The 9,187-nt window shown below is 67.9% G+C and carries 10 protein-coding genes; 7 read left to right on the forward strand and 3 right to left on the reverse strand.

Annotated elements, in window-relative coordinates:
• Nucleotides 1-43: 43 nt before the first annotated feature.
• A complete protein-coding gene (locus ACT6QK_RS14010; protein ID WP_444598446.1) occupies nucleotides 44-1,696 on the reverse strand; it encodes an electron transfer flavoprotein-ubiquinone oxidoreductase in 1,653 nt (550 codons plus the stop codon).
• A gap of 193 nt (nucleotides 1,697-1,889) precedes the next feature.
• Between ACT6QK_RS14010 and ACT6QK_RS14015 the strand changes: the two genes are divergently transcribed.
• On the forward strand, nucleotides 1,890-2,699 hold the full coding sequence (locus ACT6QK_RS14015; protein WP_444598440.1) for a uracil-DNA glycosylase: 810 nt from the start codon (nucleotides 1,890-1,892) through the stop codon (nucleotides 2,697-2,699).
• Between the two features lie 171 nt (nucleotides 2,700-2,870).
• Nucleotides 2,871-4,562, forward strand: a complete 1,692-nt coding sequence (locus tag ACT6QK_RS14020) for a lytic transglycosylase domain-containing protein (protein ID WP_444598441.1) — start codon at nucleotides 2,871-2,873, stop codon at nucleotides 4,560-4,562.
• 4 nt (nucleotides 4,563-4,566) lie between these two features.
• On the opposite strand, the gene ACT6QK_RS14025 is transcribed toward ACT6QK_RS14020, so the two are convergent.
• Nucleotides 4,567-5,223: a glutathione S-transferase gene (locus ACT6QK_RS14025; protein WP_444598442.1), complete on the reverse strand. Its 657-nt coding sequence runs from the start codon at nucleotides 5,221-5,223 to the stop codon at nucleotides 4,567-4,569.
• A 134-nt stretch (nucleotides 5,224-5,357) separates the two neighbouring features.
• Here ACT6QK_RS14025 and purB point away from each other — a divergent pair, with 134 nt between their 5' ends.
• The 4 genes from purB to ACT6QK_RS14045 all read left to right on the forward strand — a co-directional run bounded on the left by purB (nucleotide 5,358) and on the right by ACT6QK_RS14045 (nucleotide 8,271).
• A complete protein-coding gene (purB, locus tag ACT6QK_RS14030) occupies nucleotides 5,358-6,656 on the forward strand; it encodes an adenylosuccinate lyase (protein ID WP_444598447.1) in 1,299 nt (432 codons plus the stop codon).
• Between the two features lie 2 nt (nucleotides 6,657-6,658).
• Complete coding sequence (locus ACT6QK_RS14035; protein ID WP_444598443.1) at nucleotides 6,659-7,069, forward strand: hypothetical protein; 411 nt, start codon at nucleotides 6,659-6,661, stop codon at nucleotides 7,067-7,069.
• Nucleotides 7,062-7,586: a DNA-deoxyinosine glycosylase gene (locus tag ACT6QK_RS14040; protein WP_444598448.1), complete on the forward strand. Its 525-nt coding sequence runs from the start codon at nucleotides 7,062-7,064 to the stop codon at nucleotides 7,584-7,586. Before ACT6QK_RS14035 ends, ACT6QK_RS14040 begins: the two co-directional genes overlap by 8 nt.
• A gap of 76 nt (nucleotides 7,587-7,662) precedes the next feature.
• Nucleotides 7,663-8,271 carry a fasciclin domain-containing protein gene (locus ACT6QK_RS14045; RefSeq protein ID WP_444598444.1) on the forward strand — a complete coding sequence of 203 codons (609 nt, stop codon included), beginning with the start codon at nucleotides 7,663-7,665 and terminating at the stop codon, nucleotides 8,269-8,271.
• A gap of 157 nt (nucleotides 8,272-8,428) precedes the next feature.
• On the opposite strand, the gene ACT6QK_RS14050 is transcribed toward ACT6QK_RS14045, so the two are convergent.
• The gene (locus ACT6QK_RS14050; protein ID WP_444598445.1) at nucleotides 8,429-8,752 is read right to left on the reverse strand and encodes a DUF1476 domain-containing protein; all 324 of its coding nucleotides are present in this window, start codon (nucleotides 8,750-8,752) and stop codon (nucleotides 8,429-8,431) included.
• A 292-nt stretch (nucleotides 8,753-9,044) separates the two neighbouring features.
• Here ACT6QK_RS14050 and ACT6QK_RS14055 point away from each other — a divergent pair.
• The coding region (locus ACT6QK_RS14055) for a phosphoribosylaminoimidazolesuccinocarboxamide synthase (RefSeq protein WP_444598449.1) at nucleotides 9,045-9,187 on the forward strand (143 nt) is incomplete at its 3' end.

The raw sequence follows: 9,187 nt of genomic DNA on the forward strand, positions 1-9,187 counted from the left end.
CCCCGCCACCGCTTCGCGGTCCCCCTCCCCCAAGGGGGGAGGATTACATCTTCGGATTGTTCGGCCCGCCGCCGCCCACGGGCGTGGTCCAGACGATGTTCTGCGACGGATCCTTGATGTCGCAGGTTTTGCAGTGGACGCAGTTCTGGGCGTTGATGACGAACTTCGGATCGGTCCGCGCGACCTCGTCGGCATAGACGACCTCGTAGACCCCCGCCGGGCAGTAGAGCCGCGCCGGCTCGCCGTACTTCGGCAGGTTCACACGGATCGGGATCGACGGATCGATCAGCTTCAGGTGGGCCGGCTGTTCCTCGGCGTGGTTGGTGTTGGAGATGAAGACGCTGGAAAGCTTGTCGAACGACAGTTTGCCGTCCGGCTTCGGATAGGGGATCGCCTTGTGCTTCGCCGCCGGTTCGGTCGATGCCGCGTCGGTCTTCTCGTGCTTCAGCGTCCAGGGGACGTTCAGTTTCACGATGGACGAGAACCACATGTCCATGACGCCCAGCGCGCCGCCGAGGGTCGTGCCGAACTTCGACAGATAGGGTTTGGCGTTGCGGACCTGCTTCAGCTCCTTCGCGACCCAGCTGCGGTCATAGGCGGCCTGGTATTCGTTCAGTACGTCGCCGCCGCGCCCGGCCTGAACGGCCTCATAGGCGGCGTCGGCGGCCAGCATGCCGGTCTTCATGGCGTTGTGGCTGCCCTTGATACGCGGCACGTTCACGAAGCCCGCCGAACAGCCGATCAGGGCGCCGCCGGGGAAGGCCAGCTTCGGCACCGACTGGAAGCCGCCCTCGGTGATGGCGCGCGCACCGTAGGAGATGCGGGTTCCGCCCTCCAGATGCTCGGCGACGGCCGGATGATGCTTGAAACGCTGGAACTCGTCGAACGGCGACAGGAAGGGGTTCTTGTAGTTAAGGTGGACGACGTAGCCGATGGCCACATAGCGGTCGCCGAAGTGGTACATGAAGCTGCCGCCGCCGGTGAACTCGTCCAACGGCCAGCCGGTCGTGTGCTGGGCCAGACCCGGCTGGTGCTTTTCGGCCGGAACCTGCCACAGCTCCTTCAGCCCGATGCCGTACTTCTGGGGCGACTTGCCGTCGGCCAGCTTGTGGCGCGCGATGATGGTCTTGGCGAGCGACCCGCGCACGCCCTCGGCGATGAAGACGTATTTGCCATGCAGCTCGATGCCGGGCTGGAAGTCGTCGGTCGGCTGGCCATGCTTGTCGATGCCGAAGACCCCGGCGACGACGCCCTTCACGCGGCCGGTGGGTTCGTCCCAGACGACATGGCTGGCGGCCATGCCGGGATAGACCTCGACACCCAGGGCCTCAGCCTGCTCGCCTAGCCAGCGGGTCACATTGCCCAGGGAGGCGATGTAGCAGCCGTCGTTGTGCATCATCGGCGGCAACAATGGCATCGGCAGGCTGACCTGCCCCGCCGGGCCCAGCACCATGAACCGGTCCTTCGTGACCGGCGTCTCCAGCGGCGCGCCGCGCTCCTTCCAGTCGGGGAACAGCTCGTTCAGCGCCTTCGGATCGATCACGGCGCCTGACAGGATATGGCCGCCGACCTCAGCCGACTTCTCCAGCACGGCGACGTTGATCTCCTTGCCGTCGGCCTCGGCGCGCTGTTTCAGCCGGATCGCCGCCGACAAGCCGGCGGGACCGCCGCCGACGATGACGACGTCATATTCCATGACCTCGCGCTCGACGCCCTGGAGCGCTTCGATCGGCGGCAGGTTGTCGAGGATGGCTTCCTGGGCCGCATTCACGGCGCCGCCTTCGATCGCTTCCTCGGCCATTCGGCTCATATCCTTGTTTGTCGTGTGGTTGCCCGTTTATCGGGACGTGACGCGAGGGAGGTCAAGGCGTATCTACCTGCGGGTAGAGATGAATCCCGCCCCGCCCGACATCGCCGCGACCGAAAGCCTGCTCGCCTTCTGGCGCGACGCGGGGGTCGAGGCCTGTTTCGGCGACGCCCCGGTGGACCGGACCTGGGTCGCCCCTCCGGCACTGAAGGCCGTCACGAAAGCCACCGCCTCCGTCGCCGCGCCGATCACCCCGGCCCTCGCCGCCGACGCCCTGTCGGAGGCCCGACGACTGGCCGCCTCCGCCGACACGCTCGACGCCCTGGGTCAGGCCATCGCCGCTTTCGAGGGCTGCGGCCTGCGGTCGATGGGCGCGCGCCAGGCCGTCTTCTGCCGCGGCAATTCCGAGGGCGACCTGCTGGTCATCGGCGAGGGGCCCGGCGCGGAGGAGGACGCGCGCGGCGAACCCTTCGTGGGCAAGGCCGGCCAGTTGCTCGACCGGATGCTGACCGCGGCGGGCCTGCTCGACCGCGCCTTCATCACCAACACCGTCTTCTGGCGCCCGCCCGGCAACCGGACTCCGACGCCCGAGGAACAGGCCGTCTGCGCCCCCTTCGTCGAGCGCGCCTTCGCCTTGTTGCAGCCGAAGGCCGTCCTGCTGCTCGGCGCCGCCGCCTCCAAAAGCGTCCTGCGCACCGACGTCGGGATCATGAAACTTCGGGGCCAGTGGCAGGACTGGCGGCTGGCCGAGGGCGACGTCTCCGCCCCCGCCCTGCCGACCCTGCACCCCGCCTTCCTGCTGCGCCAGCCGCAGGCCAAGCGTCAGGTCTGGGCCGATCTGCTGTCGCTGGCCGAGCGGCTGGATGCGGGCGAAGGAAAGACCGGCGGTTAACCTTTCCTCCCCATTCCCGCCCCAGTCGTCGATCATGGTGAACTTGAGCCTCTCGCTGCGTTGCGGCATAAGACTCAACTGACGACCGATCGAGAATCTGCGCGCCGATCCTGAATCGAGACGGGAGACGCGTGGCCGAGGGGGCCGCCGCCTATGTTCGCATTCCCCGGGATGTCCTGGAAAAGAGCGCTGCTTGCGCCGACGTTCGCCGTCCTGCTCGGCGGGTTCGGAACCGCCACGGTCGCGCATGCCGCTGCGGCCGAGGGCGCGGCCTACACGCCGCCGGACGACAGCGCCGGACCGGTTGCGCTCAGCCCCGCCGACCGCCTGTCCTACACCACAGCCTTCGACGCCCTGCGCCGCGGCGACCTCGAGTTGGCGCGCGAATCCGCGCGCCGCGCCAACGACCGCGTCCTGTTGGGTCAGGTGGAGTTCGAGCGGCTGTTCCACCCCGACCACGTCGCCACCTATGACGAGCTTGTCGCCTGGCTGGACGAATATGCCGATCTTCAGTGCGCAGACCGTGTCTATACCCTGGCCCTGCGCCGTCGCCCGGACGGCGCGCCCGAGCCGCGCAACCCCCGCGCCTCCGGCGCCCGGACCTGGAGCGCCCTGATCCCGACCGGCGGTCGCTCGGGCGAGAGCGACCCGGCCCGCGCCGCCCGCGTCGCCTACAACAACGAAGACCTGTCCGGCGCCTACGCCCTGGGGACCCAGATCGGCGACTGGTGGACGGCGGGCCTCGCCGCCTGGCGGCTGAACGACTTCACCCGTTCGTTCGAGGCCTTCGAGCGGGTCGCCACCGATCCGACCGAGGACGCCTGGGTCCGCGCCGGCGCCGGGGTCTGGGCCTCGCGCGCCGCCATGGCCTCGGGCCGTCGCGACCGGGTCACTGAATTCCTGCGCCTGTCCGCCGCCTGGCCCGCGACCTTCTACGGCCAGATCGCCCTGCGCCAGCTCGGCGAGGATGTGGTGATCGAGGGCTCCGGTCCCCGACCCTACGCCCCGACCCTGATGACCGTCGCGTATCAACCGGGCCGCGACGGCGTTTCGACTCGCGAGCTCAACGCCTTCATCCAGTCTGACCCCCGCGCCCGACGCGCCGTCGCCCTGATGGAGATCGGCCGCCGCAACGAGGCCGAGACCGAGCTCAAGGCCGGGCTGCGCACCGCGGGCGAGGCCGCCCATAAAATGTGGGTCAGCCTGGCCGGCGCCGTCGCCCCCATGATGATGCGTGGCGGCGAGGACGCGACCCGCATCGACGCCGCCCGCTACGCCACCCCCCTCCTGACGCCCGAGGGCGGCTTCACGACCGAGCCCGCCCTGGTCTACGCCCTGGCGCGCAAGGAGACCGGCTTCAACGCCTCGGCTCGCTCCAGCGTCGGCGCCTACGGCATGATGCAGGTCATGCCCGCAACCGCCGCCGAGATGACCGGCGACCGCACCCTGGTCAGCCAGCCGACCCGCCTGCTGGAGCCCAACCTCAATCTGCGTCTGGGCCAGACCTACATCAACCGCATGCTGGCCCGCCCGGAGTTCCAGGGCGACATCCTGCGCGCCGTCGCCTCCTACAACGCCGGGCCCGGCCCGATGCTGACGGCGCTGAAGAAGCTGGGCCCGGACCCCGATCCCCTGCTGTTGATCGAGACCATCGACGTGCCCCAGGCCCGCGACTACGTCGAAAAGGTCATGGCCGCCTACTGGATCTATCAGCGCATGTTCGGCGGCAAGCTGAACTCCCTGGACGCCGTCGCCGCCGGCCAGCCGAACATCTCGATCATGCTGGACTATGTCCCGCCGGCCCCTGCCCCGGCCGCCCCGGTCGAGATGGCCTCGGCCCCCGTGACCTCGGGCGGTCTCTAGCCGCTCAGCCCTTCATCCCCGCCAGCGCCTCCGCCTCCCATGCCAGGAAGTGCGGATCGTTCAGCAGGGTCGCCGCATAGGCCGCCGCCGTCCCGTCGTCGCCCAACTCGGCCAGGTCGACCTGATAGTGCCGGAACCGCGTCGCCACCGGGGTGAAGAAGGCGTCGGCGATCGACCACTCGCCAAACAGATACGGCCCCGCCGCGCCGAACCGGCCGCGCAGGTCGGTCCACAGGCCGATCAGACGCTTCACGTCCTTCATCGCCGCCGAATGGTTGGGCGCTTCGGACCGGCTGTCGCCGACCATCAGATGACCCCCATTCATGGTCAGGGCCGAGCGCAGTTCCTGGAAGCCGCCGTGCATCTCGCACACCGCCGACCGGGCCAGCCAGCGGGCCTTGGCATCCGCCGGCCAAAGCTTCGCCTCGGGATAGCGCTCCGCCGCCCAGACCGAGATCGACAGACTGTCCCAGATCGTCTCTCCCTCGACCTGCAGCACCGGCACCAGGCCCGTGGGCGACAGGCGCATCAGCTCGGCGTGGCCCTCGGGCGTGCCGAAATCGACCTCATGCGTTTCGAAGTCCGCGCCGCAGCGCTTCAGCACCAGCCAAGGCCGCAGCGACCAGGTCGAATAGCGGCGGGGTCCGATGATGAGCTTCATGGCGATCTCCTGTGCGGGTCGCGATCTTTTGCGCCGAATCGCCCGTCTTCACCACTGGCGCTCGCTCAAGTTTACCCCCGTCAGACACAAGCGCCGCTTGACTCGGAGGGGGGTTGCACCGACACCCCGCGCCCATGATCATCCGCTATTCCCGCCCCGAAGCCGTCGCCCTGTGGTCGCAGGAGACCAAGTATTCGATCTGGTTCGAGATCGAGGCCCATGCCGCCACCAAGATGGCCGAACTCGGGGTCATCCCGACCGAGGCCGCCGAGGCCATCTGGGCCAAGGGCAAGGACGTGGTCTGGGACGCCGACCGGATCGACGAGATCGAGCGCACGACGAAGCACGACGTCATCGCCTTCCTGACCCACGTCTCCGAAACGGTCGGCGAGGAGGCCCGATTCCTGCATCAGGGCATGACCTCCTCGGACGTGCTGGACACCTGTTTCGCGGTCCAGCTGGCCCGGGCCTCGGACCTGCTGATCGGCGGCGTCGACCGGGTTCTGGCGGCGCTGGAGACCCGGGCCAAGGAGCACAAGTACACCCCGACGGTCGGCCGTTCGCACGGCATCCACGCCGAGCCGGTCACCTTCGGCCTGAAGCTGGCCGGCTATCACGCCGAGTTCCAGCGCGCCAAACGCCGCCTGCTGACCGCCAAGGAAGAGATCGCCACCTGCGCCATCTCCGGCGCCGTCGGCACCTTCGCCAACGTCGATCCGGCGGTCGAGCAATACGTCGCCGACCAAAAGGGCCTTCAGGTCGAGCCGGTCACGACCCAGGTCATCCCGCGCGACCGCCACGCCGCCTTCTTCGCCGCTCTCGGCGTCGTCGCCTCTTCGATCGAACGTCTGGCCACCGAGATTCGCCACCTTCAGCGCACCGAGGTGCTCGAAGCCGAGGAATTCTTCGACAAGGGCCAGAAAGGCTCGTCGGCCATGCCGCACAAGCGCAACCCCATCCTGACCGAAAACCTGACCGGCCTGGCCCGTCTGGTCCGCTCGGCGGTCGTGCCGGCGATGGAGAACGTCGCCCTCTGGCACGAGCGGGACATCAGCCACTCCTCGGTCGAACGCGGCATCGGCCCGGACGCCACGATCCACCTCGACTTCGCCCTGCACCGTCTGGCCGGGGTGATCGAACGGCTGAACGTCTATCCGGAGAACATGCAGAAGAACATCGACCGCCTCGGCGGTCTGGTGCACTCCCAGCGCGTCATGCTGGCCCTGACCCAGGCCGGGATCAGCCGCGAAGACGCCTATGCGGCCGTGCAGGAGAACGCCATGAAGGTCTGGCGCGGCGAGGGCGTCTTCCTCGACTTCCTCAAGGCCGACCCGCGCGTCACCCTGCCCCACGACCAGCTCGAAAGCCTGTTCGACCTCGGCTATCACACCAAGAACGTGGACGTGGTGTTCCAGCGGGTGTTCGGAGACTGACGATGCGCACGCCGATCCTGATCGTCGCCCTCTGGCTGGTGTCCGGCGCCGTCGGCGTCGGCGCACAGGATCAGGGAACGGCGGCTGATCTGGAATTCGCGCCTCTGGTCCAGACGATCGACTCCGCCGCCGCCGGGCGGTGCCTGAACGGCCTCGTCGGATTTTCGGGCGTGAGATTGCAATGCGTCGTCGACGCTGACGGCACGCCGGGTCAATGCGAGTTGATCAATCCGACCCGGACCGTTCAACGCTATGAGCGCGTCTTCAGGTGCATGGCCTCCCGGATGAAGGTCACCTACGCCGACGGATCTCCCGCCGTGGGACGCACCATCGAGGTTTCGCTCGGCGGCAAGACAGCGATGTCCGATGATGAATACCAGCGTCTGAGAAACGCGGAGCGGGACAATCCCTGACGTCGGCGCGGCGGGCGCCAAGACAGCCTTCGCGCCTGTCGTCGATGGCCAGACACGCCTGTTGATCCTGGGTAGTCTGCCGGGCGACGCCTCGCTCAGAGCGGGCCAGTACTACGCCCATCCCCAGAACGCCTTCTGGCGTCTTGTCGGCGAGGCGATCGGGGTCGAACTGGCCGCCCGTCCCTATGAGGCGCGACTGGACGCCTTGAAGGCCACGGGCGTCGGCCTGTGGGACGTCATCGCCTCTGCCGAACGCTCCGGTAGTCTGGATGCGGCGATCCGCCGCCCCGAACAGGCCGATCTGAGGGGCCTGATCGCCGGCCTGCCGCGCCTGCGCGCCGTCGCCTTCAACGGCAAGACCGCCGCCCGATTGGGTAGGCGGGCGCTGGGCGACATCCCAGACCTGACCCTGATCGACCTGCCCTCCTCCAGCCCGGCCTTCACCCTGTCGCCGGAGCGAAAGGCGGAAAGCTGGGCCGTTATCGGCGCTGTTCTGTCGCAGGGCCATCTCGACTGACGACGCATCCAAACGCCGCGCCGTTCGTAATTCGACCACAGCCGACAGCAGATGCGGCATGTGAGGAGACTTTCCCATGATCAACAAGATGACCCTCGTGGCCGCCGTTTCGGCGACCGCCCTTCTCGGAATGACGGCCTGCAACGCCGAGCCCGCCGAAACCGCCGCCCCGGCGGAAGCGACCGCCATCACCCCCGCAGCTGATCCCGTCGTCGGCGGCGCCGCCATGAGCCCCAACGACACCATCGTCGCCAACGCGTCCAAGGCCTCGAACCTCTCGACCCTGGTCAGCGCCGTGACCGCCGCCGGCCTGGTCGAGACCCTCAGCGGCCCCGGGCCCTTCACGGTCTTCGCGCCTGACAACGCCGCCTTCGAGAAGATTCCGGCCGCGACGCTGCAATCCTTGTTGACCCCGGAGAAGAAGGCCGACCTGACCAAGATTCTGACCTATCACGTCGTGTCCGGCCGGGTGACGGCGGCCGACCTGGTGGCCCAGATCCAGGCGGGCGGCGGCAAGGCCGAACTGACCACGGTGGAAGGCGGCAAGCTGACGGCCACCGCCGGCGACGGCGGCACGGTCATCCTGACCGACGCCAAGGGTGGCACCTCGCGCGTCACCCAAGCCGACGTGATGCAGTCCAACGGCGTCGTTCACGTCATCGACACCGTGGTGATGCCCGGCTGATTTTTTCAGTGAACCTTCTTGCGCCCCCTGCATTTCAAGGGGGCGTAAGACGCAAAATATCGGGTGAGACCTATCCCCCCAGGTCCCCGACGAACGAAGGGCCGCATCTTCCCCGGGATGCGGCCCTTCTATTTTTCAGAATCGATCAGAGTGGGGCCTATTCGCCCGCACGGACCTGATCTCGGGCCACGGAAGCCAGTTCATCCATCTTGGAGCGGATCTCGCCTTCGGAGACGCTGATGCCCGATCCCTTGAAGTCGCCGGCGACCTTGCGGAACACGTCCTCGTCGCCGGGCTGCTCGAAGTCGGCGCGCACGACGGCGGCGGCGTAGTCCTCGGCGCTCTCGGGCGACAGCCCCATCTTTTCGGCCGCCCACAGACCCAGTTGCTTGTTCCGGCGCGCGATGGCGCGGAATTCCTGTTCCTGATCAAGGGCGAACTTGGCTTCGAAAGCCTGCTCCCGATCGTCGAAAGTCGTCATCTGTGGTCCACAAGCTCCGGATGCGCCACAAAACCGGAGGCGCTGCGTCAGGTCTATAACCGCCGCCCCGTCCAAAGCAACATGGAACCCGCCCACCCGGACCGGCGCCGATGTCGCGGCGGCGGAAAGGCGCAACATGCGACGTTTGTGTCGCGCACCGCCTTCCGCTAAGGTCCGTCCGACCCATTTCCTCGCCCGCCCGATTCCAGATCGCGCCGCCCAGACCGTCGTCTGGCTGCGCGTTTTTTGTTTCCGGCGTCGCGCCAACACCTCCCGACCGGGAAAGCCGCCGATGAACAGCAAGCGCAAGAAGCTCTACGAGGGCAAGGCCAAGATCCTCTACGAAGGACCCGAGCCCGGCACCCTGATCCAGTATTTCAAGGACGACGCCACCGCCTTCAACGCCCAGAAGAAGGCCGTTCTCGAAGGCAAGGG

This window comes from Brevundimonas sp., assembly GCF_052436175.1.
Classification (GTDB): Bacteria; Pseudomonadota; Alphaproteobacteria; order Caulobacterales; family Caulobacteraceae; genus Brevundimonas.

Coding starts and splice junctions, on each gene's coding strand:
- ACT6QK_RS14010 (WP_444598446.1), bottom strand. CDS start 1,696: ATGGAATATGACGTCGTCATCGTCGGCGGCGGTCCCGCCGGCTTGTCG.
- ACT6QK_RS14015 (WP_444598440.1), top strand. CDS start 1,890: ATGAATCCCGCCCCGCCCGACATCGCCGCGACCGAAAGCCTGCTCGCC.
- ACT6QK_RS14020 (WP_444598441.1), top strand. CDS start 2,871: ATGTCCTGGAAAAGAGCGCTGCTTGCGCCGACGTTCGCCGTCCTGCTC.
- ACT6QK_RS14025 (WP_444598442.1), bottom strand. CDS start 5,223: ATGAAGCTCATCATCGGACCCCGCCGCTATTCGACCTGGTCGCTGCGG.
- purB (WP_444598447.1), top strand. CDS start 5,358: ATGATCATCCGCTATTCCCGCCCCGAAGCCGTCGCCCTGTGGTCGCAG.
- ACT6QK_RS14035 (WP_444598443.1), top strand. CDS start 6,659: ATGCGCACGCCGATCCTGATCGTCGCCCTCTGGCTGGTGTCCGGCGCC.
- ACT6QK_RS14045 (WP_444598444.1), top strand. CDS start 7,663: ATGATCAACAAGATGACCCTCGTGGCCGCCGTTTCGGCGACCGCCCTT.
- ACT6QK_RS14050 (WP_444598445.1), bottom strand. CDS start 8,752: ATGACGACTTTCGACGATCGGGAGCAGGCTTTCGAAGCCAAGTTCGCC.